Source organism: Pseudomonas sp. ANT_H12B (genome assembly GCF_008369325.1).
In the GTDB taxonomy this organism is placed as follows: domain Bacteria; phylum Pseudomonadota; class Gammaproteobacteria; order Pseudomonadales; family Pseudomonadaceae; genus Aquipseudomonas.
This window is the reverse complement of the sequence record NZ_VOBI01000001.1, coordinates 126,449-148,426: the sequence shown is the minus strand read 5'-3', so window position 1 is coordinate 148,426 and position 21,978 is coordinate 126,449. Positions and strand designations below refer to the sequence as shown.

Here is a 21,978-nt window from a genome sequence, read left to right as displayed (position 1 = left end):
GCCGCGAGGAAATGGGCAGCGGCGAAAGGGGAGAGAGTTTACTGGCAAACAGGTTGCATGTGGCCACGCACTCTTTTTGTAATTGGATGGACTGCGGAGAGTGTTTATTTCGGGTACAGCGGCGGCAGCCCACTGTCGCCCACCGGGTCTTGAACCCGCTCGGCAATCGGGATCGCCCGAATCGCCCGCCACAGATCTTCACCTTGCCAGTGCTGGCCGGTTTCGCTGTAGAGCGCGCCGTTCAAGCCATCGAGGGCGTCGGACAGCGGTACGAAGCGGGCGGCCATGTCGGCCAGGGTTTCCGGTTGTTGCCGAGCCCAGGCGTCGAGGGCCTGGCGGGTGGCGTGGGAGTCGTTGGCCTGGCAGGCGCGCTTGAGATCGTCGAGCACGGTTCTCGGACTCGGCCCCGTCTGCGCCGCACGCAGGATGGCCGGTTGCCAGCGGGCGCGCCACCACAGACCGAAACCCAGCAAGGTGGTGAAGGCCAGGATCAGGGTGCTTAGTTTCCACCACCAAAGGGCTTCGCTGTCTCCAGCGGAAATGACCTGCGACGTGCCGGCCGGAGTGTCGACCATCAGGCTCGGATTGTTCGCGACTTGCAGGGTTTGGGCAGGCAGGCTGCTGTGTTCAAGATGGTCCTCGAAGGTGTTCCACCAAACCACTTCCACCGCCGGCAACTCGATTGCGCCGCTACGCGTCGGCACCAGGGCTTCACGGTCTTCGCGACTGCCGATCAAGCCGCGCTCGCTGTTCTGGTTGCCCAGCACCGGTTGATCCGGGTAGCGCCGCAGGCCGTTGACGTCGGTGCCGGGCAGCGGTGGCAGTTGCGAACTGGCCAGGCCTTCGGCCTTCAAGGTCAGGCTGCGGGTCAGCGAATCGCCTACTTGAGCGTGATCCGGCTCCGGGTTCCAGCTTTCGCTCAGGCTGAGGCTGCGGGCGGGTAGCCATGGCACGTCGGCGGGGTAAGTGGAGGGCTTGGCCTTGACCGTCAGCGGGATTTCGGAGGAACTGACGCGCATCAGCTTGCCCGATTTCGGTGCTTGGGTGGCGTTGTCCTGAGCGGGCTGTGCATCCACCAGTGCGGCGTTGAATATCTGCGCCGGAATGGTCAATACACCGCTGTGCTGCGGATAAATGGCATAGCGCTTTTCGATCACGCCATGGCGCAGGCCATTGATGACTTTCTCGTAGGTGCGCGACTCACCCAATTGTTCGATGCGTGCGTCAGGGATCTGTAAAGGGGGCAGGCTGCTGTCGTCGTACAGCGAAACCGAGTGGTAGATGCGCAAGGTCAGGATCGCCTGGGCCTGCACATACACACTGCTTTGATCGAGGCTGGCGTCGATAAACACCGGCGCGAGTTTATTCGTGGTGTTCTGGGTTTCGCTCTCGATCACTTGGAGGGTGATTGGCTGGCTCTGGACGTCAGCCAGTTGCAGCGACGGAATCACCACGCTGCCGTTCTGCCGAGGCAGCAGGGTGATGATCCAGCGGGTGGTCGCCCGGTTGTCGCCGTTCAGGGTGGTCAACTGGTTGACCTGGCGGGTGTCGCGTACTTCGAACAGCGGTTCCAGCGGCGCCAGGTCAGGCTTGCCGAATTGCGTCACGTCGTTGGATTCCAGGATCAGTTCGACGGTTTCACCGGAGTTCAGGCGACTGCGATCCACACTGGCGACCAGCCCCGCAGCCTGGACCTGAGCAGTCGAGAACAGCAGAGCGAGCATGAAGGTGGTGAAGCGGGTCATCGAGTTTTTCCCTGATCCTGATGTTGTTGCTGTTCGTACCAGAATTTGCGTCTGAGCAATTCACCCGGGTCATCCGGGATCTTGCGCAGCCATTGCTCCAGCGCCTGGCGCTGTTCGCCATTGATGCTGTCGCTGGCTGGGCGCAACGGTGGCTTGGTGCTTTGTTCGTCCCCTAACTCGCTGCCCGGGACTTCGTTGGTACCGGGTCTGGGCGGGGTTGTGGGCTGCTCCTCGGCGTCTGATGCGCTCTGTTGGGCGTCGGTTTTCGGTTCGCCATTATCCGATGGTTGCGTGGCTGTGCCCGGTGGCGGCTCTTGCGTAGTGGGCTCGACCTCGTCGCCGGCGTTTTTGTCCGGATCAGCCGGTGGCGGTGTTTTTTTCTGCTTGAGCAGACTTTCCACCAGCGCCTTGTTGGTCAGGGCCGGACGTAAATCCGGCTGACGTTCCAGCGCCTGATCGTAAGCATCCAGCGCGGCTTCCAGTTCACCACTTTTGGCCAGAGCGTTGCCACGATTGTAGTGGGCATGGGCGTCGCTGCCTTCGGCGAACCGCTGGGCGGCGCCACTGTAATCACCCGCTTCATAGAGCGCCACACCTTGCCATTGTCGATTGTCGAAATGCTGCGCAGCCTCGGCAGGGCGCTTCTGCTTAAGCAAGTGCAAACCTTGTTGGTCGGGTCGCAGCCACAAATCCTCGAAGTCGAAGGCATAACTCGGTTGAGGCAGCAGGAACAGCAGTGGCAGGCAGAACAACCAACCCCGACGGCCGGCACAGGCCGCCAGCAGCAACAGTGGCAACAACAACCAGTAACCCTGATCGGCCCAGGTGTCGAGGCGCAGTGTCTGACCGTCGTTGCGCAGATTGCGTGGACCGTCGAGCAGGCCCAGGGCGCGCAGGTCGGCATCGTCCAGGCGCGCATGGCGATAGCGCCCGTCCAGGCCGTTGGCAAAATCATTCAGACCGGGTTCGTCCAGGTGTGGCACCAGAATCGCACCCAGTTCGTCCTTGAGGAAACTCCCGTCTTCCTGAGTAATCGGCGCGCCTTCGGCCGTACCGATACCGAGCATCAGAAATTGCGTCGATTTGCCGTGCAGCGCCTGCTGAACCCCTTGGCGTTCCTGTTCAGTCAGGGTTGAGCCGATCAGCAGGATCTTCCCGTCGCCGAGAGCCCCCTGATCCAGCAGCGCAAGGGCCTTGACCACCGCCAGATCGGCGCGATGACCGGCTTGGGGCATCAGCGACGGCTTGAGGGCATCCAGCAGATTACGGCTGGTGGACAGGTCATCCGACAGGGGTACCAGCGTATGAGCGCTGCCGGCGTAGACGACGATTGCGGTCTGGGCGTCGCTGCGGTTTTGCAGCAGGTCGAACAGCTTGCGCCGGGCTTGTTCCAGCCGGTTGGGCGTAACGTCGGTGGCGAGCATTTCCGGGGTCAGCTCAAGTATCACCACCAGGGGGTCGGCAGGTTTCTGGCTGGTTTGCTCGACACGTTCCCAACTCGGCCCCAGCAAGGCCAGGATGATCAGCACCCAGGCCAGGCCCAGCGCGACCCACGGCAATTTGCTGTCGCGACCGTTGCCACCACTGAGCAAAGCAGCGTGGAAGGCTGGCGGCAGAATCATCTGCCAGCGCCCGGCGCGTTTCTGCCGATGCCAGAGTTGCCAAAGCAACCAGCCGAGCAACGGCAACAACAGCAGCCACCAGGGGCGGAACCAGTAGGGCCAGAGCGCACTCATCGGCGCCTCCGCAGACGCAGGCGTTTGAGCCGCTGGCGCCAGTCGGGCAGTTGCGATTGCAAGAACAGATCCTTGGTAAACAGACGCTGCAACGGGTTATCCGGCCAGAGCTCGCGGATCACCAGCAACATGCTCAAAAGTAGCGCAATCGCCAATGGCCAGTGATACAACGCCTGAGCCGGGCGAGCCTGAGTCGGTTGTTGGGTCACCGGTTCCAGTTGATCGAGGGTGTCCTTGATCACCTGCAATTCCTTGCCGTCGTGGGCACGGAAGTACTGACCGCCAGTGGCTTCGGCGATAGCCTTCAATGAGGTCTCGTCGAGGTCCAGGCTCGGATTGATACCCAGGAACCCCAGAGTGCCGCTTTGCTCCGGATCGGCGCCGATGCCGATCGGATAGATTTTCACGCCTTCTTGAGCGGCCAGTCGCGCCGCGGTGAGCGGGTCGATTTCGCCGCCGTTGTTGGCGCCATCGGTGACCAGAATCAGCACGCGGCTTTGTGCCGGACGCATGCGCAGACGTTTAAGGGCCAAGCCGATGGCATCGCCGATGGCGGTGTTTTTGCCGGCAATGCCGATTCGCGCTTCATCGAGCCACACCCGCACGGTGTGCCGATCAAACGTCAGCGGCGCTTGCAGGTACGCCCGGCTGCCGAACAGGATCAGGCCGACCCGATCGCCTTCGCGACTTTCGAGAAAATCACCCAGCAAGTGCTGGACCAGTGAAAGGCGGCTGACGTCTTCGTCCTGCCACTGCATGTCGGGAAAATCCATGGAACCGGACACGTCCACGGCCACCAGCAAGTCGCGGCCACTGGCGGCAATCGGCAACGGTTCACCGAGCCATTGCGGGCGCGCCGCGGCGATCAGCAACAACAGCCACAGCAGAATGAACGGTGCTTGTTGACGCCAGGCCGGCAGGTTCGCACGGGCGCGGCGTCGGGCCAGGCCTTCGAGGTCGCTGAGGAAGCTGACTTTGAGCGCCGGTTCGCCGCTGTCGGCCACGGGCAGCACAAGCCGCATCAGCCAGGGCAGCGGCAACAGGGCATAGATCCACGGCCAGGCGAACTCAAACATGTTTGCGAATCCAGGTATCGACGGCCTGGGTCAGGCCGGCGATGGCCTTGTCGTCAAGTTTGCATTCGGGTTTGTAAGCGCCTTCCACCAGTACCATCCAGCGGGTCAGGCCGGCGGCGGGGCAGCGGTTGTCGAGGAACGCCAGCCACTTGCGACCATTGAGGGTGTGGCTCTGGCTGTAGGGGTAATGGTTGCGACACAAGCGCTTGAGCAAGCCGTTGAGTTGCTGCAACCAGGCACCGGCCGGGGCGCCGTCGTAGGGTTTGGGCATCAGTGCGAGTTCGGCCAGCGCGGCGATGCGCACCGGGTCCAGCGGTTGTTCGGCGCGCACGACAGGGCGTTTGTTGACAATGAAACGCCGTAGGTGCCACAGACCGAAGCCGATCAGCGGCAGCAACAACAGCAATAGCCACCAGCCGGGCGCGGGTGGCCAGAAGTCGATTGGCGGCGGTGAGATCAGCGGTTGCAGTTGATCGAGGCTGCTCATCGAGCTTTCCCCGGTTTTTGTGGGTTCAGGTACTCGCGCAGTTGCTCGACCATTTCGCTCTGAGTGCTTAACGGCATCAGCAACACGCGCAGTTTTTGCGCGAGCAGCTCCCAGCGAGCGATACGGGCTTCGGCTTGAGCGCGGTAGGTCTGGCGCAAGTCGAAATTCAACGTATCGAGTTCCAGCTGCGCACCCCGTTCGGCGAAGCGCAAAAGCCCGGCGGCGGGCAGGGCGTGATCAAGCGGGTCGGACACCGGCAGCAGCAACAGGTCGCAATGACGCGACAACAGGCTCAGCTGCTGTTCGGCACCCTCGGTCAGGGCGCGTTCGTCGCAGATTACGATCACCAGGCTGCCCGGACGCAGGACTTCCCGGGCACGGCGCAGGGCCATGTTGAAGGCGTCGCGGTCTGTCTCGCTTTCGGTGTGCAACGACTGATTGACCCGCACCAGCCGGTTGAGCAATTGCAGCAGGCTCTGTTTGCTGCGTCGCGGCTTGATCTCGTAATGCTCGTTGTCGCCGAACACCAACCCGCCCACCCGGTCGTTATGGCCGAGCGCCGCCCAGCCGATCAGGCTCGCGGCCTGGGCGGCGAGCACGGATTTGAACATCAGCCCTGAGCCGAAAAACAGTCGACGGCTTTGCTCGACCATGATGAAAATCGGCCGTTCGCGTTCTTCGTGGAACAGCTTGGTGTGGGGTTCCTGGGTTCGGGCGGTGACGCGCCAGTCGATGCTGCGCACGTCGTCACCGGCCTGATAGACCCGCACTTGATCAAAGTCCACACCACGGCCGCGCAGCTTGGAGTGGTGCAGACCGATCAGCGGGCTGCGCTGGCTCGGTGTGGAAAACAACTGCACTTCGCGCACGCGATGTCGCATCTCGATCAGCTCGGCGAGGCTGACACGGATGCCCGGCTCGGGCGGCAGGATGACGTTCATCGGGGTCAAGCGACGGCTACGACGTCGAGAATCCGCTGGACCACCCGGTCCTGGTCGATGCCGGCGGCTTCAGCTTCAAAAGAAAGAATGATGCGGTGGCGCAATACGTCGAACAGCACGGCCTGGATGTCTTCCGGGCTGACGAAGTCGCGACCGGCCAGCCAGGCGTGGGCCCGGGCGCAACGGTCGAGGGCGATGGAGCCGCGAGGGCTGGCGCCGTAGGCGATCCACTCGGCCATCTCCGGGTCGAATTTGGCCGGGGTGCGCGTGGCCATGACCAATTGCACCAGGTATTCCTCCACGGCGTCGGCCATGTACAAACCGAGGATCTCCTTGCGTGCGGCAAAGATCGCCTGCTGGCTGACCCGGCGCTCGGGCTTGGTTTCACCGTTCAGCGCTTCGCCGCGGGCCTGTTGCAGGATGCGGCGTTCGACGGCGGCGTCCGGGAAGCCGATTTTCACGTGCATCAGGAAGCGGTCGAGCTGGGCTTCGGGCAGCGGGTAAGTGCCTTCCTGCTCGATCGGGTTTTGCGTGGCCATCACCAGGAACAAGGGCGATAGCTCGTAGGTGCTGCGGCCAACACTGACCTGGCGCTCGCCCATGGCTTCAAGTAGAGCCGACTGAACCTTGGCCGGGGCACGGTTGATTTCGTCCGCCAGCACCAGGTTGTGGAAGATAGGGCCTTGCTGGAACACGAAACTGCCGGTTTCCGGGCGATAGATTTCTGTACCGGTGATGTCGGCGGGCAGCAGGTCGGGGGTGAACTGGATGCGATGGAACTGTGCTTCGATGCCTTCGGCGAGTTCTTTGATGGCCTTGGTCTTGGCCAGGCCCGGGGCGCCCTCGACCAGCATGTGGCCGTCGGCAAGCAAGGCGATGAGCAAGCGCTCGATGAGTTTTTCCTGGCCGAGAATCTGCGTTGAAAGAAAAGTTCGCAGCGCTAGCAGCGCTTCACGATGTTCCATCGATGACTGTTCCTGGAAAGGGTGACCGAAGACGTTCGAATAACGCCAGGGCTGGGGGCGTTACTTTAATCTATCGCGGGGGGCGGCGACTAACGGCATTTTGCGCAATCTGCGGGAAATAATTGGCAAAGCCGTTTGAAATTGGGAGGTAAGCCGGTCAGTGGTGTTCTTGCGTACGCCATCGCGGGCAAGCCCACTCCCACAAGGACCTGAGGTGGACTTGCGATCTATCCAACACATCAGAACCCTGTGGGAGCGGGCTTGCCCGCGATGGGGCCCGCCCAGACACCATCAGAGCTCGCTGATGTAGGTGCCGGTCCCCTTGAGGATGTTCTGCAAAGTTTCTTCCACTTCCGGCAGATCGCTCGCATCCGTGCTGTGAATGATTTCCAGCGAATCATCGCCATTGAGCGCATCAGCATCTGCGGCAGCGATTTCGATCAGCAAACGGGTAGGGCTGAGGGTGACTTTCACGCCATCCAGCGTCGAAGGCTCGCCATCGAGGGTGATGTCCAGCGCGTCCTCGTCCGGGTAGCGGGTCATCAGGAACATATCGCCCTGATCGCTGTGGCAGCAAAGCATGGCCATGTTGTCTTCTTCGTCATCACACGGGTTGACGATCAAGAGGGCGGTGGTCATTTGCATGGGGAATTCCTGGCTCTGCGAGCGTTATGAAGACGAACAAAGGGCGATTCTGCCTGCCTTTGGAAATTTCTGCTCGACCGCATTGGCCAGTCTGAAACGTTACCGCGGCAAAGGCGAAATGCTCGTGCTGACTCGTTACCCGGACAAGTTGCCTGTCCAAGAATGGCCGTAGAGCATTGACCAGTCGTCGACACTGTAATTTCTGACAGTAGCCATTCTCCGGCTTGAAGTGTTAGCTGTAGCTCGAGCATTTAATAAGTATTGGTTGAGCTTGTTTTATGTTGTGTGGGCCAGGGTTGGTGGCTGGCAAGTGTTTAATCGATGTATATGACAGTTGCGAGGCATGGATATGAAGTCGATGAGTAAATGGCTGGGCGCAATAGTTTTATGTGTTGCTTTGTTGCCTTTATGGGTGAATGCAGCTACTCCTGATTATTCACATGTGATGATTTTAGTTAAGCGCGGCGTTTTAGCTTCCGGTGATCAGGAAAAAGCTGGCAGTAGTGTAGATTCGTTAAAGGCGCTCAAAGTTCTTGTGCCTGATATGCGGCCGCTGGTTCCAGCTTCCCGAGAGAGAACCAATGCCCAGTTACAGGCACTGCAGAGACATCGATTGGATCGTTACTTCATCGTTGATACCCACAAACTAACTGAGCATCAGGCTGAGTCATTGCTTGATAAGTTAAGACAGAATCCTTTGGTCGAAAGCGCCGAGTTTGAGCCCCGTGTAGAAGGAATGGATGAAGATAATGGTGAGCCTATTGAAAAGCTCGCGCGCAAAAATATCCCTGATTTCACGGGCCAACAAAACTATCTGCACGGCAAAGCTGCAGTAGGCACCTATAAGATTGGTGGCGTGAACGCGGTTGAAGCCTGGAAAATTTCGGGTGGCAAAGGCCAGGATATGCAAGTGGTCTCCGCAGAAATAGATCGTTGGGCGGAGGAACATGTTGATTTGCCAAAAGCCAATTTGGAAATTGATGTCGGGGCCGTAACAGGCTCTCATGATACGGCCAGTGCAGGCATTATTGCATCACAGGAAAATGGTTTTGGCACTACGGGGATTGTTCCCTATACCAAGTTGGGTTATTTGCACTGGGGTACGGACAGGTTGCTCCAGTTGGCGGATAAGCTGAGTGAGGGTGACGTAGTGCAGATAGGTGTTCATATCAGAAAAAAGGAGCCTTTTAGTGAGGTAGGTTGCACGGATAACTGTTTTATGCCGATCGAAGATAATAGAACAGTGCGCGATATTATTTCTTATCTTGTTGAAGAAAAGGGCGTGCATGTGGTGGAGGCTGCGGCGAATGGCAATATAAATTTGGATCATCCATTTTTCGATGGTTACTATGATCGTAATGTTTTCGATAGCGGTGCAATTTATGCGGGAGCTGTTAATCCACAAACTGGCCTTAGAGCGTACTATTCCGAATTTGGAAGTCGCGTCGATTTATTCAGTTGGGGTCTCAATGTCACAACGACAGCATGGAGTGTGAGCAATCCAACCACGGGCTATACGCATACGTTTAGTGGCACCTCTTCAGCGAATCCAATCATTGCCGGTGTTGTTGCCTCATTACAAGGAATAGCCCGCGCCAAAGGACTAGGCAATATTCCACCGAAAGAACTCCGTAAACTCCTCGTCGAAACAGGCTACCCGCAGATCAACGGCAATCGTACAGAAATCGGCGTTCAACCCGATCTGGAGGTCGCTATCGAAAAAATGTTGGCAGACGGGGCGGACAAACCGCCTACAGGACGGCTTGCCGTGCCAGAGGAAGTAGCATCGGGTGAGACGTTTAGCGCACATGTCTATGCGCAGTCTCCAACAAACAAGCCCCTGACTTATCGTTGGACCGCAACCAGATTCATGCCTCCGATAGGTAATACGCAAACGATGTCCTTCACAGCGCCAACAGTCACTGCGGATACTAGAGGTACCCTTTCTGTAGACGTTTCTGATGGCACGCATACCATTACGCTAACTGAGCATCTCAATATCAAAGCACCTGCCGGGGGCGGTGAGTGCGGCGATATCCCGGCCTGGGATGACGGAAAAGTTTATGACGTCGCCAAAGAAGAAGTGGCGTTCAAGGAAAAAAAATACATACAGAACTTCTGGAACCAAAACAAGCAACCGGATCTCCATTCAGCGGAGTTTGGCAAGGAATGGAAGCTAGGGGTGGATTGCCCATAACAAGCCATCTGCCGGGTATGTGTTGTCTCTGCCGTAAACTCCAGTTGCCGCGAGAGCACTGAAGGATCAGTGCTCTTTCGGCACGCTAGATCATCCCGTCTTCGTAGATCACTGGATCTGGCGCCATCAAGCTTCGTACTCCCCCAAAAAAAGTCTCTGCTCATACGCGCATCCAAAGCCTCGCGCCGAACACCCAGTGTGTTACCGGCCATTTCTGGTACGCAAGTGCCGTAAAACAGGGCGCAAAACCTCCATTTTCCCCAGCGGCTGCTAGTGTTGTTCGATGCACGCGCGTTGAACTGCGTACCGATGACCGAATATGTCGCAGCACCGCAAGCACGGGCCTTGCCGCACTGGTTAAGCTGCGCATCGAATGGATACCTGTAAAGACATTGTGCAATTGATCGCAGAGTCGTTTTTGCAGATGCCCATTCATGGAAGGTGAATGTGACCTGAGTGTCTCGTCCAGCTTCACCCACCTGTCATCCTGTTTCCTCTGCCCGAGAATCAGGAACAGGGTGACGGATTACCCCGGAAGGGGGTTGCACGCGACGCTTCCATCAATAACAAGCCCAAGCGGAGTACCACAGATGGCGTTCTTCACCGCAGCCAGCAAAGCCGACTTCCAGCACCAACTGCAAGCGGCACTGGCGCAGCACATCAGTGAACAGGCACTGCCACAAGTGGCGCTGTTCGCTGAACAATTCTTTGGCATTATTTCCCTGGACGAACTGACCCAGCGTCGGTTGTCCGACCTCGCCGGCTGCACCCTTTCTGCGTGGCGCCTGCTTGAGCGTTTCGATCACGCGCAACCGCAAGTGCGCGTCTACAACCCTGATTACGAGCGTCATGGCTGGCAATCGACCCACACCGCGGTCGAAGTACTGCACCACGACCTGCCATTTCTGGTGGATTCGGTGCGTACCGAGCTGAACCGTCGCGGTTACAGCATTCATACCCTGCAAACCACTGTGCTGAGCGTGCGTCGCGGCAGCAAGGGCGAGCTGCTGGAAGTCCTGCCCAAAGGCACCCAGGGCGACGACATCCTTCAAGAATCGTTGATGTACCTGGAAATCGACCGCTGCGCCAACACCGCTGAACTGAATGTACTGAGCAAAGAGCTGGAGCAGGTTCTCGGTGAAGTCCGCGTTGCGGTCGCCGATTTCGAACCGATGAAAGCCAAGGTCCAGGAAATTCTCACTGGCCTGGACAACAGCCAGTTCGCTGTCGATTCCGAAGAAAAAGCCGAGATCAAAAGCTTTTTGGAATGGCTGGTGGGCAACCACTTCACTTTCCTGGGCTACGAAGAATTCGTGGTGCGCGATGAAGCCGACGGCGGCCATATCGTCTATGACCAGGATTCCTTCCTGGGCCTGACCAAGCTGCTGCGTACCGGCCTGACCTACGATGACCTGCGCATCGAAGATTACGCCGTGAACTACCTGCGTGAACCGACGCTGTTGTCGTTCGCCAAGGCTGCACACCCGAGCCGTGTACACCGTCCGGCCTACCCGGATTACGTGTCGATCCGTGAAATCGACGCCGAGGGCAACGTCCTCAAGGAATACCGGTTCATGGGCCTGTACACCTCGTCGGTGTATGGCGAGAGCGTGCGGGTCATCCCGTACATCCGCCGCAAGGTCGAAGAAATCGAACGCCGCTCCGGCTTCCAGGCCAAGGCTCACCTGGGCAAGGAACTGGCGCAGGTGGTCGAAGTGCTGCCGCGCGACGATCTGTTCCAGACTCCGGTGGACGAGCTGTTCACCACCGTGATGTCGATCGTACAGATCCAGGAACGCAACAAGATCCGCGTATTCCTGCGCAAAGACCCGTACGGCCGTTTCTGCTACTGCCTGGCCTACGTGCCGCGTGACATCTATTCCACCGAGGTGCGCCAGAAGATCCAGCAAGTGCTGATGGACCGTCTGAAAGCGTCGGACTGCGAGTTCTGGACCTTCTTCTCCGAATCCGTGTTGGCTCGTGTGCAACTGATCCTGCGCGTTGATCCGAAAAACCGTCTGGACATCGACCCGGTTCTGCTGGAAAAAGAAGTGGTACAGGCCTGCCGCAGCTGGCAGGACGACTACGCCAGCCTGACGGTTGAAAGTTTTGGCGAGGCGAGCGGCACCAACGTGCTGGCCGACTTCCCGAAAGGCTTCCCGGCCGGTTACCGCGAGCGTTTCGCAGCCCACTCGGCTGTGGTCGACATGCAGCACCTGTTGAGCCTGAGCGAAAAAAATCCACTGGTGATGAGCTTCTATCAGCCACTGGCCCAGGTCTCCGGCCAGCGCATGCTGCACTGCAAGCTGTATCACGCCGACACCCCGTTGGCGCTGTCCGACGTGTTGCCGATCCTGGAGAACCTTGGCCTGCGTGTGCTGGGTGAGTTCCCGTATCGCCTGCGTCACAACAATGGCCGCGAATTCTGGATCCATGACTTCGCATTCACCGCCGCCGAAGGCCTGGAACTCGACATCCAGCAACTCAACGACACCTTGCAGGACGCTTTCGTCCATATCGTGCGTGGCGATGCCGAGAACGATGCCTTCAACCGTCTGGTGCTGACCGCCGGCCTGCCATGGCGCGATGTGGCGTTGCTGCGTGCCTACGCCCGTTACATGAAGCAGATTCGCCTGGGCTTCGACCTGGGTTACATCGCCAGCACCCTGAACAACCACACCGACATCGCTCGCGAGTTGACCCGGTTGTTCAAAACCCGTTTCTACCTTGCCCGCAAGCTCGGTACTGACGATCTGGAAGACAAGCAGCAACGCCTGGAACACGCGATTCTGAGCGCACTGGACGACGTCCAGGTGTTGAACGAAGACCGGATCCTGCGTCGCTACCTGGACCTGATCAAGGCCACCCTGCGGACCAACTTCTACCAGACCGATTCCCACGGTCAGAACAAGTCCTACTTCAGCTTCAAGTTCAACCCGCACCAGATTCCAGAGCTGCCGAAGCCGGTGCCGAAGTTCGAAATCTTCGTCTACTCGCCGCGTGTCGAAGGCGTGCACCTGCGCTTCGGCAACGTCGCACGGGGCGGCCTGCGCTGGTCCGACCGTGAAGAAGACTACCGCACCGAAGTCCTGGGCCTGGTAAAAGCCCAGCAAGTGAAGAACTCGGTCATCGTGCCAGTGGGCGCCAAGGGCGGTTTCCTGCCGCGTCGGTTGCCATTGGGCGGCGGTCGGGACGAGATCGCGGCCGAGGGCATCGCCTGCTACCGCATCTTCATTTCGGGCCTGCTGGACATCACCGACAACCTGAAAGACGGCGCACTGGTGCCGCCAACCAACGTCGTGCGTCATGACGACGATGACCCGTACCTGGTCGTGGCGGCGGACAAGGGCACTGCAACCTTCTCCGACATTGCCAACGGTATCGCCATCGACTACGGCTTCTGGCTCGGCGACGCGTTTGCATCCGGCGGCTCGGCTGGTTACGACCACAAGAAAATGGGCATCACCGCCAAGGGCGCGTGGGTTGGCGTACAACGTCACTTCCGCGAACGCGGCATCAATGTCCAGGAAGACAGCATCACCGTGGTGGGCGTCGGCGACATGGCCGGTGACGTGTTCGGTAACGGTTTGTTGATGTCCGACAAACTGCAACTGGTCGCAGCGTTCAACCACTTGCACATCTTCATCGACCCGAATCCGGAGCCTGCCAACAGCTACGCCGAGCGTCAGCGCCTGTTCGACTTGCCGCGTTCGGCCTGGTCGGATTACGACACCAGCATCATGTCCGAAGGCGGCGGGATCTTCTCCCGTAGTGCGAAAAGCATCGCGATTTCCCCGCAGATGAAAGAGCGTTTCGACATTCAGGCTGACAAGCTGACCCCGACCGAACTGCTGAATGCCTTGCTCAAGGCCCCGGTAGACCTGTTGTGGAACGGCGGTATCGGTACGTACGTCAAAGCCAGCACCGAAAGCCACGCCGATGTCGGCGACAAGGCCAACGATGCGCTGCGCGTGAACGGCAATGAACTGCGCTGCAAAGTCGTGGGCGAGGGCGGTAACCTCGGTATGACCCAGCTGGGTCGTGTCGAATTCGGTCTCAATGGCGGCGGTTCCAACACCGACTTCATCGACAACGCCGGTGGCGTGGACTGCTCCGACCACGAAGTGAACATCAAGATCCTGCTGAACGAAGTGGTTCATGCCGGTGACATGACCGACAAGCAACGTAACCAGTTGTTGGCGAGCATGACCGACGAAGTCGGAAACCTGGTTCTGGGCAACAACTACAAGCAGACTCAGGCCTTGTCCCTGGCGGCACGCCGTGCCTTCGTGCGGATTGCCGAGTACAAGCGTCTGATGAACGATCTGGAAGGTCGCGGCAAGCTGGATCGCGCCATCGAGTTCTTGCCGGGTGAAGAGGCGATCAACGAGCGTCTCGCGGAAGGCCATGGCCTGACTCGTGCGGAACTGTCGGTGCTGATCTCCTACAGCAAGATCGACCTCAAGGAAGCGCTGCTCAACTCTCAGGTGCCGGACGACGATTACTTGACGCGCGACATGGAAACCGCTTTCCCGCCAACACTGGTGAGCAAGTTCTCCGACGCCATGCGCCGTCACCGTCTGAAGCGCGAAATCGTCAGCACCCAGATCGCCAACGATCTGGTCAACCACATGGGCATCACCTTCGTTCAACGACTCAAAGAGTCCACCGGCATGAGCCCGGCGAACGTGGCCGGCGCCTACGTGATCGTGCGTGACATCTTCCATCTCCCGCACTGGTTCCGTCAGATCGAAGCCCTGGACTACCAGGTGTCGGCCGACGTACAACTGGAGCTGATGGACGAGCTGATGCGTCTGGGCCGTCGCGCTACGCGCTGGTTCCTGCGCAGCCGTCGCAATGAGCAAAATGCTGCCCGTGACGTCGCGCACTTTGGTCCGCATCTGGCGGCGCTGGGCCTCAAGCTCGACGAACTGCTGGAAGGCCCGACCCGCGAAGGCTGGCAGACCCGTTACCAGGCGTACGTCGCGGCTGGCGTTCCTGAGTTGCTGGCGCGCATGGTTGCAGGCACCACTCACCTGTACACCTTGCTGCCGATCATCGAAGCCTCCGACGTGACCGGCCAGAACGCAGCGGACGTGGCCAAGGCCTACTTCGCCGTGGGCAGCGCGCTGGACATCACCTGGTACCTGCAACAGATCAGCGCTCTGCCGGTTGAAAACAACTGGCAGGCCCTGGCCCGTGAAGCGTTCCGCGATGACGTCGACTGGCAGCAACGTGCGATCACCATCTCGGTCCTGCAACAGGGCGACGGTACCCAGGACGTGGAAACACGCCTGGCGCTGTGGATGGAAGAGCACAACGGCATGATCGAACGCTGGCGCGCCATGCTGGTAGAAATCCGTGCCGCCAGCGGCACTGATTACGCCATGTATGCGGTAGCCAACCGTGAGTTGCTGGACCTGGCGCTGAGCGGTCAAGCGGTAGTGCCTGTCACTGCTGCTGTCAGCGCTGAGCTGGAGCCGGCTGCCTGATTAGCCGCTGAATGAAAAAGCCCCGCCTTGAAAGAGGCGGGGCTTTTTTTTGTCTGAAGGTTTGTGCTGTCTGGTCGGGCCTCAATACAACTTTTTGCCTGTTTTATTATTGATCATCGATACTTTATCTGTCGGCCTGGTCAATAAATTACTGAGCGACAGGTCAAACTTTTGCAGCGCCCTAACTTGAACATTCTGTTGTTCGTTAATGTCTGCAACTATCTCTTCGCTGCGTTTATAGTCCGCCCATAACGGGCTGAGTACTTTGGCGTCATGACCTTGCGCAGTGCCAATGTAATTGAAGTTCGAATCATAGAAAGCCGCACTGACATCGGCCTTGATATCCGAACTGCGCGACGTCATCAATTGACTGCGCGTATCGACAATGGCGACCACGTCCGGTTTCGCGCCCCGGAGACTTTGCATGTCCGGGTACACCGTCACCGAGCCAAATTGACGTTGCAAGGACGCTTTGACCCAGTCCACCGCAAGGTCGGGTTTGGAGGTGGCTACGTAGGCGTCGTGAATCGATTGCACCAGCAGGCTCTGGCCGAAACCGGTCCCGGCATTGGCCTGGTAGTCCTGCAGGTACGCACGGTTGGTCTGAGTGTTTCGACTGTAGACGATGCCCAGCGAAACACTCCCGCCGTTGGCGACGCTGGTAGCACTGCTGCGGCCAACCGGTTCAGTGAAGATACCGTCCAGTGAAGACACCGCTTTTGGCGCGGTGGGAATTGAACAGCCTGTTAAAAGAACAGTCATTGTCAATGTGCTGACTAGCGCAAGTTTCATGGTATTTCTCCAGTGCAACAGCTTCAGTCTGAAAGTATAAGTTGCCAGAAGTGTCCGGCGGTGATTCCAGACTAAACCTGTCTCGACGCAATGAAATAGCCAATAACTGCACTTGTCAGGTGGCCAATAGTTTTGTTTGGTTTAAACATTTGCGGTTAATGACGTCGAGACCTAAAAAGGCCGGAATTTGTCATTTGGGCCTTTTTATTTATGGCTGCTCGTTCAGTCATCAGTTTTGCAAGGGGATCAACACTTTCTCGTCCGGGGACAACACCATGAACACCAGCAGCTTGGCGGGTTTGGTAGCGCTGGCATTTTTCGAAACCAAATGCTCCGACCCGGCAGCCTCGTACCAGTACTCGCCGGTCTTGTAGGTGACCGCTTTTTCACCCTTCACCTGAGAAGTGATCTCTCCCGAAAGGACGTAGGCCATGGCCGTGCCCTGGTGCATGTGGGCTATCGACTCTTGGCCGGGCTTGTAATCGACTTCGATCATCAAAGCTTTTTTGCCGGGGACGTTTTTCAGCATCTGGTCCTGCAACACCGTGACTTTTTCCGACGAACCTGCGGTTTCGTGGGCGAATGCCGGGGCTGAAAGGGTCACGGCCAGGACGGCGAGAGGGGCGGTAAAAAAACGGAGTATTTTCATGGATCATCACCTGCGTTGGTTAGTCGTCAGGGATCACAGTAGTCCGCAAACCGGGGCAATCAAACAGCCAATTTTCGGGAAGGCGAGGGGGCCAATCAGGGCATCACACACAGAAGATCGCAGCCTCCAGCCACTCCTGCAGGCGTACCCATTGCCCTGTAGGAGTGGCCGAAGACTGCGATCTGACTGGTTAGACGATAGGGAAGCTGTTGAAGTCGACGGAGTTCGCCAGACGGCTGTCGATCAGGCCGATAAAGCCTTGTACTTCGGGGCAGTTGAAATGCATTTGCATGGCCGCTTCCGATTGCCAGCGGGCGCTGACAGTCCAGCGATTGTCGTCCTCGGGGCAGCGGTCGACCATATAGGAACCACAGCCCGGTAGTTCGCGCAGGGTATCGACAATCTTCTGCAGTTGCTTACCCAGTTCATCCGAGCAGCCGGCGGCGGCTTGCACCTTTACGGTATTGATCACTTCGTTGGACATTACTCACACTCCTGAATCAGGCCGGACGAATCCTACTCATTGAGGGATAACGCTTATGCAGGATAGGCCTGCCCCTTTGGACCACCAATAGCCAATCGCCGGATAAAACCGCAGACCAATCCGTCACGCAACCTGCTGCAAAATGTCCCGCAAGCGGTCCAGGGCGGTGTCGATGTCCAGGGTTTCAATCGCGCCAAACCCCAGGAAAAGCCCGGCCCGCGGGGCGTGCTGGTAGAAAAAGGTATCGATGGCGTAGAGGCCGACTTCGACCTTTTTTGCAAGCTCGATCACTAATGGAATATCGATAGGCACTTTGCACATAACCACCATGTGGAACCCGGCCGTGCTTGGCACCGCCTCAAGCCACGGTGAAAGGTCGCCGGCGATGCGCGTGAGGATCCGTTCACGACGCCCGGCATAGATCGTATGGCAGCGCCGAATGTGCTTGAGCAGACAGCCTTCGGCGATGAATTTGGCCAACGCCCATTGGGGCAGGGTGGAGGTGTGCAGGTCAGTGAGCTGCTTGGCACGGATCACCGCTTCGAGAATCGCCGGCGGCAGGATCGCATAACCCAGCCGCAGCTCCGGCAGCAGGGTTTTCGAGAAGGTCCCGACATAGGCGACGATCCCGCGCTCGTCCATGCTTTGCAGCGAGTCGGTGGGCCGGCCTTCGTAGCGAAACTCACTGTCGTAATCGTCTTCGATGATGATCGCGCCCAGCTCATAGGCCTTGGCGAGCAGCGCGATCCGACGCTCCAGGCTCATGGGCATGCCCAGCGGGAACTGGTGCGAAGGCGTGACATAAATCAGTCGTGTGCCATCGGGGATTTTATCCACCTCAATGCCTTCGGCATCCACCGGCACGCCGACCACCGTGGCCCCGTGGCTTGCGAACAACAAGCGCGCCGGCGGGTAACCGGGGTCTTCCATGGCCACAAGGTTGCCGGGACGCGTCAGCACGCGGGATATCAAGTCCAGTGCCTGTTGGGCGCCGTTGCAGACCACCACGTCTTCATCCTGGCAATTGACCCCGCGAGAAAACGCGATGTGCCGGGCGATCGCATTGCGCAGCGCCGGCAGACCTTCAGGCAGGCTGTAGAAACCCTTGGAACCGGCGATCTGGCGTAAGGCATGCGAGGTGCAACGCCGCCAGTCATCCTGCGGAAATTGACCCTTGCTGGTAGCGCCGCCGATGAAGTCGTAGCGCAAAGAGCCTTCAAGGGTTGGGTGACGCAGAAACTGCGGCAGATTGCGCCAGGATTCGATGACTTCGAAGCTCGCCAGCTCTGAATGGCTTTGTTGACGGGTGATTTTCGCTGCCCGGGCGTTGACGTAGGTGCCTTTGCCGACCACCCCGGTGAGGAAGTTCTCGTACGTCAGCTGCGCGTAAGTGTCGGAAATGGTCTTGCGGGAGATGCCCAGCTGTTCTGCCAGTAACCGACTGGGTGGCAGCTGCGTCCCGGCTGCCAGGCGACCGGATTCAATAGCGCTGCGCAATTGGTTGTACAACTGGCCTGCCAGGTCCTTGCGGCCGTTGATGACGACGTGAAGTTCCATACTGGCGAGGCTCCTGGGGCGGTTGGGGCGCGTGTGCGTCGCGCCAGATTACCCGCATGAGCCGCTGTGCAGAAGTTGCGTGGGCGATAAACCGGCGATTGGTCTGCTCGCGGGTGGTGCGCGGTAATTTCGCAGAATTGGATCTGTAACGCCTGTGCATCAACGCCTACATTTGAGGCGTACCCATTCGCTTGCGAGACTTTTCCATGAATGTCCGTCTGGATTACTACAACGCGTCGCCCAAAGCGATGAAAGCCATGATTGCCATGGAGGCCTTGACCAGCAACCTCAGTATCGAATCGGCCCTGCTGCACCTGATCAAAATTCGCGCCTCGCAGCTCAATGGCTGCGCCTTCTGTACCGACATGCATTCGGTGGATGCCCGTCGGCGCGGCGAGACCGACCGCCGCCTGTATTCGATTGTGGTCTGGCGCGACAGCGGCTTCTTCAACCCTCGAGAACGCGCGGCGCTGGCCTGGACCGAAGCGGTGACCTTGCTCTCCGAAAGCCATGTGCCGGACGACGTTTACGCTCAAGCCCGGGAGCAGTTCAACGAAAGCGAGATGGTCGACCTGACCATCGCCGTGACCACCATCAATAGCTGGAATCGCCTGGCCGTGAGTTTTCGGCAAACCCCGAGTGGCTGAGCTGTTGTCACACCAGTTTCATGAACGGTGCGCAGGATGAAACGTTCAGGGACAGAAAGACAGGGAGTCATCGATGCCATTCATGGAAACCACCGGCCGTCAGCGTGTTGCCGAGTATCGCGCTCCGGTAGAAAAAACCTCATCCTGGCGCACGCTGGCGGCGGGGCTCGATCCAGTGCTGGCGCAATCGTTCCGGGTCAGTGCCCGTTGCGGCTGCTTCATGCAGGCTGCGCGCAGTCTCAACATCAAAGCTACCCAGCTGCGTAAACAATTGGCGCAGCTTGAATCACAGCTGCAGTGCTCGCTGTTCAGCCATTCAGATAATGGCTTTGCCCTCAGTCGTGACGGATTGCAGCTGCAATCGCAATTGATTGCGCTGGCCCACGAGCGCGATTTGCCGGTGATCGAACAGCCGTTGGTTCGCCTGGCGGTTGCCGAATCGATCCTGCATGACATTCTCGGTCGCGATCTGGTGGCCTTGCTGCGGCGCAACGCCAGCGTGCGTCTGGACATCATCACCCTGGACAGCGAATTGTCCTTGCAAGCAATCAGTGCCGATGTGGTGGTGTGGCTGGCGGGTACCGATTCGCCGCTGCCAGGCCCGAGTTTCGCCGTCAGCGAACCGCAACGTCTGGCGCGGCTGGACTACCTGCCACACATCGCCAAGCGTTACTCACGCGTCGCCTCACGCCCGGACAGCCTCGATGATCTGGCCGATTTCCTGCTGGTGCAATGGCAGCATGATCGCCAAGTCGACAGCTTCCGGCCGTGGAATACCCTCGTTGACCAACGTCTGGCTGGTGTGGTGCAGTTGCACGCCTATGAACTGATGCTGGAAATGATCCGGTGCAGCGCCTGCATTGGCCTGCTGCCGGGCTACATGAGTAGCTTCGACCGGGGGTTGATCGCATTGCCGGGGCTGTTCAGCCAGCCGATGCAGCGTCAGGTGTGGATGGCGGTCAATGCCGGGGCCGAGGGGCACGAGCAGGTGCAAATGATCGTCGAACTGATTCACAACACTTTCAATGAGCGCGGGGAATGGTTCGAAGGCTGACCCACCCTCAAATGTGGGAGCAGGCTCGCTCCCACATTGGCTCTCGCCATGCCGGAAGAATGCGTTGTAGAGTGAGCGGCCATGTCTGTCTCAAGGATGAATCACTCATGACTATCACCGACCCTGTCATTACCCTCGAACGCTTCAACGAATCCCACCTCGACGGCATTACCGCGCTCTATAACGACCCGACCATCACCCGTCAGGTGCTGCAAATGCCGTTTCAGTCCACCGAAGTCTGGCGCAAACGCCTGGCATCGGACAACGAACGGGTGGTTCAGCTGGTGGCGTTGTATCAGGGAACGGTCATCGGCAACCTTGGCCTTGAGCAGTTTTCCCGGATCCGTCGCAGCCATGCCGGTAACCTCGGCATGGGTGTCGCGGTGGCCTGGCAGGGTAAGGGCGTCGGCTCGAAATTGCTCGCGGCGGCGCTGGATATCGCCGACAACTGGATGAACCTGCAGCGGGTCGAGCTTTCGGTCTACACCGACAATGAAGCTGCCATCGCCTTGTACCGCAAGTTTGGCTTCGAAACCGAAGGCGTGTTTCGCGACTACGCAGTGCGTGATGGCGGGCTGGTGGATGCCTTGAGCATGGCGCGCCTGCGTCGCACGCCCAAGGCTGGCTGAGTCAGTCTTTCAGCGCAAACGCCACCGCCGCCTGCGCATGCAGTTCGGTGGTGTCGAGCAGGGGCAGGGCGCTGTGCTCGGGTTTGATCAGCATGCCGATTTCCGTACAGCCGAGGATGATTGCCTGGGCGCCACGCCGGGTCAGCGATTCGATGACCTGCTGATAAATCCTGCGCGACGCTTCGCTGATGACCCCCACGCACAATTCGTCATAGATGATCCGATGCACGGCCTGACGTTCATCGGCCTCCGGCACCAGCACGGTCAACCCTTGCGCGGTGAGGCGATCCTTCAGGAAGTCCTGCTCCATGGTAAACGCGGTGCCCAGCAAGCCGACTTTGAGCGCACCGGCCTCGACCGCCGCCTGACCGGCCGGGTCGGCGATGTGCAGGAACGGAATACTGATCGCGGCCTGAATCTGCCCGGCGACCTTGTGCATGGTGTTGGTACACAGCACCACGCATTCGGCGCCGCCGGCCTCCAGCCGTTGCGCCGCATCCACCAGGATCAACGCCGCATCGTCCCAGCGCCCGGCATGTTGAGCCTGTTCGACAGGCCCGAAGTCGACGCTGTACATCAGCAATTTCGCCGAACGCAACGGCCCGAGGCGTTCACGCACCTGTTGGTTGATGAGGCGGTAATACTCGGCGCTGGACTCCCAGCTCATGCCGCCGATAAGGCCGATGGTGCGCATGACGTGCTCCTGTTGATGGCAACCGTTTGCGCAAGAGTGCCTGACCTGCTGGTGCTTGAGCAATGTGCGTTGGGTTTTGGGCTTTTACTCGCGGGCAAAACGAGTTGCGCTTTCTGCGCGACTGACGCCCAGCCATTACCACTCACACTTTTAGTCGTACGCCGGCGACGCGCATCTGCCATGCTCAA

Annotated in this window: 18 protein-coding genes; 6 read left to right on the top strand and 12 right to left on the bottom strand. The window is 59.0% G+C overall.

What is annotated here, in order from left to right; all coding sequences use genetic code 11:
- Nucleotides 1-104: 104 nt before the first annotated feature.
- The 7 genes from FQ185_RS00655 to FQ185_RS00625 all read right to left on the bottom strand — a co-directional run bounded on the left by FQ185_RS00655 (nucleotide 105) and on the right by FQ185_RS00625 (nucleotide 7,595).
- Nucleotides 105-1,745, bottom strand: coding sequence for a BatD family protein (locus FQ185_RS00655; protein ID WP_149415755.1), 1,641 nt, complete (start codon nucleotides 1,743-1,745; stop codon nucleotides 105-107).
- Nucleotides 1,742-3,481, bottom strand: coding sequence for a tetratricopeptide repeat protein (locus FQ185_RS00650; RefSeq protein ID WP_149415754.1), 1,740 nt, complete (start codon nucleotides 3,479-3,481; stop codon nucleotides 1,742-1,744). Before FQ185_RS00650 ends, FQ185_RS00655 begins: the two co-directional genes overlap by 4 nt.
- Complete coding sequence (locus FQ185_RS00645) at nucleotides 3,478-4,557, bottom strand: VWA domain-containing protein (RefSeq protein ID WP_149415753.1); 1,080 nt, start codon at nucleotides 4,555-4,557, stop codon at nucleotides 3,478-3,480. The genes FQ185_RS00650 and FQ185_RS00645 overlap by 4 nt, the downstream gene beginning before the upstream one ends.
- Nucleotides 4,550-5,044 (bottom strand): DUF4381 domain-containing protein, encoded by a 495-nt coding sequence (locus FQ185_RS00640; RefSeq protein WP_149415752.1) that lies wholly within the window; start codon nucleotides 5,042-5,044, stop codon nucleotides 4,550-4,552. The genes FQ185_RS00645 and FQ185_RS00640 overlap by 8 nt, the downstream gene beginning before the upstream one ends.
- The gene (locus tag FQ185_RS00635) at nucleotides 5,041-5,985 is read right to left on the bottom strand and encodes a DUF58 domain-containing protein (protein ID WP_149415751.1); all 945 of its coding nucleotides are present in this window, start codon (nucleotides 5,983-5,985) and stop codon (nucleotides 5,041-5,043) included. The genes FQ185_RS00640 and FQ185_RS00635 overlap by 4 nt, the downstream gene beginning before the upstream one ends.
- Before the next feature lie 5 nt (nucleotides 5,986-5,990).
- Nucleotides 5,991-6,950 carry a MoxR family ATPase gene (locus FQ185_RS00630; RefSeq protein ID WP_008150800.1) on the bottom strand — a complete coding sequence of 320 codons (960 nt, stop codon included), beginning with the start codon at nucleotides 6,948-6,950 and terminating at the stop codon, nucleotides 5,991-5,993.
- 291 nt (nucleotides 6,951-7,241) lie between these two features.
- Nucleotides 7,242-7,595 carry a hypothetical protein gene (locus FQ185_RS00625; RefSeq protein ID WP_149415750.1) on the bottom strand — a complete coding sequence of 118 codons (354 nt, stop codon included), beginning with the start codon at nucleotides 7,593-7,595 and terminating at the stop codon, nucleotides 7,242-7,244.
- Between FQ185_RS00625 and FQ185_RS30115 the strand changes: the two genes are divergently transcribed.
- The 3 genes from FQ185_RS30115 to FQ185_RS00615 all read left to right on the top strand — a co-directional run bounded on the left by FQ185_RS30115 (nucleotide 7,594) and on the right by FQ185_RS00615 (nucleotide 15,284).
- The gene (locus FQ185_RS30115; protein ID WP_178113480.1) at nucleotides 7,594-7,767 is read left to right on the top strand and encodes a hypothetical protein; all 174 of its coding nucleotides are present in this window, start codon (nucleotides 7,594-7,596) and stop codon (nucleotides 7,765-7,767) included. The genes FQ185_RS00625 and FQ185_RS30115 overlap by 2 nt on opposite strands.
- A 186-nt stretch (nucleotides 7,768-7,953) precedes the next feature.
- On the top strand, nucleotides 7,954-9,792 hold the full coding sequence (locus tag FQ185_RS00620; RefSeq protein WP_178113479.1) for a S8 family serine peptidase: 1,839 nt from the start codon (nucleotides 7,954-7,956) through the stop codon (nucleotides 9,790-9,792).
- A gap of 590 nt (nucleotides 9,793-10,382) precedes the next feature.
- On the top strand, nucleotides 10,383-15,284 hold the full coding sequence (locus FQ185_RS00615; RefSeq protein WP_149415748.1) for an NAD-glutamate dehydrogenase: 4,902 nt from the start codon (nucleotides 10,383-10,385) through the stop codon (nucleotides 15,282-15,284).
- Between the two features lie 81 nt (nucleotides 15,285-15,365).
- On the opposite strand, the gene FQ185_RS00610 is transcribed toward FQ185_RS00615, so the two are convergent.
- The 4 genes from FQ185_RS00610 to FQ185_RS00595 form a co-directional block, all read right to left on the bottom strand.
- Nucleotides 15,366-16,076: an ATPase gene (locus FQ185_RS00610; RefSeq protein WP_149415747.1), complete on the bottom strand. Its 711-nt coding sequence runs from the start codon at nucleotides 16,074-16,076 to the stop codon at nucleotides 15,366-15,368.
- Nucleotides 16,077-16,305: 229 nt separating this feature from the next.
- Nucleotides 16,306-16,725: a cupin domain-containing protein gene (locus FQ185_RS00605; protein ID WP_149415746.1), complete on the bottom strand. Its 420-nt coding sequence runs from the start codon at nucleotides 16,723-16,725 to the stop codon at nucleotides 16,306-16,308.
- A gap of 190 nt (nucleotides 16,726-16,915) precedes the next feature.
- Nucleotides 16,916-17,209 carry a putative quinol monooxygenase gene (locus FQ185_RS00600; protein WP_149415745.1) on the bottom strand — a complete coding sequence of 98 codons (294 nt, stop codon included), beginning with the start codon at nucleotides 17,207-17,209 and terminating at the stop codon, nucleotides 16,916-16,918.
- 123 nt (nucleotides 17,210-17,332) lie between these two features.
- Entirely contained in the window at nucleotides 17,333-18,766 is a 1,434-nt protein-coding gene (locus tag FQ185_RS00595; protein WP_149415744.1) for a PLP-dependent aminotransferase family protein, read from the bottom strand.
- A 206-nt stretch (nucleotides 18,767-18,972) separates the two neighbouring features.
- On the opposite strand from FQ185_RS00595, the gene FQ185_RS00590 reads away from it, so the two are divergent.
- From FQ185_RS00590 to FQ185_RS00580, 3 genes are all read left to right on the top strand, one after another.
- A complete protein-coding gene (locus tag FQ185_RS00590) occupies nucleotides 18,973-19,413 on the top strand; it encodes a carboxymuconolactone decarboxylase family protein (protein ID WP_149415743.1) in 441 nt (146 codons plus the stop codon).
- A gap of 73 nt (nucleotides 19,414-19,486) precedes the next feature.
- Nucleotides 19,487-20,467, top strand: coding sequence for a LysR family transcriptional regulator (locus tag FQ185_RS00585; protein ID WP_149415742.1), 981 nt, complete (start codon nucleotides 19,487-19,489; stop codon nucleotides 20,465-20,467).
- A gap of 107 nt (nucleotides 20,468-20,574) precedes the next feature.
- On the top strand, nucleotides 20,575-21,096 hold the full coding sequence (locus tag FQ185_RS00580) for a GNAT family N-acetyltransferase (RefSeq protein WP_149415741.1): 522 nt from the start codon (nucleotides 20,575-20,577) through the stop codon (nucleotides 21,094-21,096).
- 1 nt (nucleotide 21,097) lies between these two features.
- Here FQ185_RS00580 and FQ185_RS00575 read toward each other — a convergent pair whose 3' ends face one another.
- Nucleotides 21,098-21,790, bottom strand: coding sequence for an aspartate/glutamate racemase family protein (locus FQ185_RS00575; protein WP_149415740.1), 693 nt, complete (start codon nucleotides 21,788-21,790; stop codon nucleotides 21,098-21,100).
- Nucleotides 21,791-21,978: the final 188 nt, after the last annotated feature.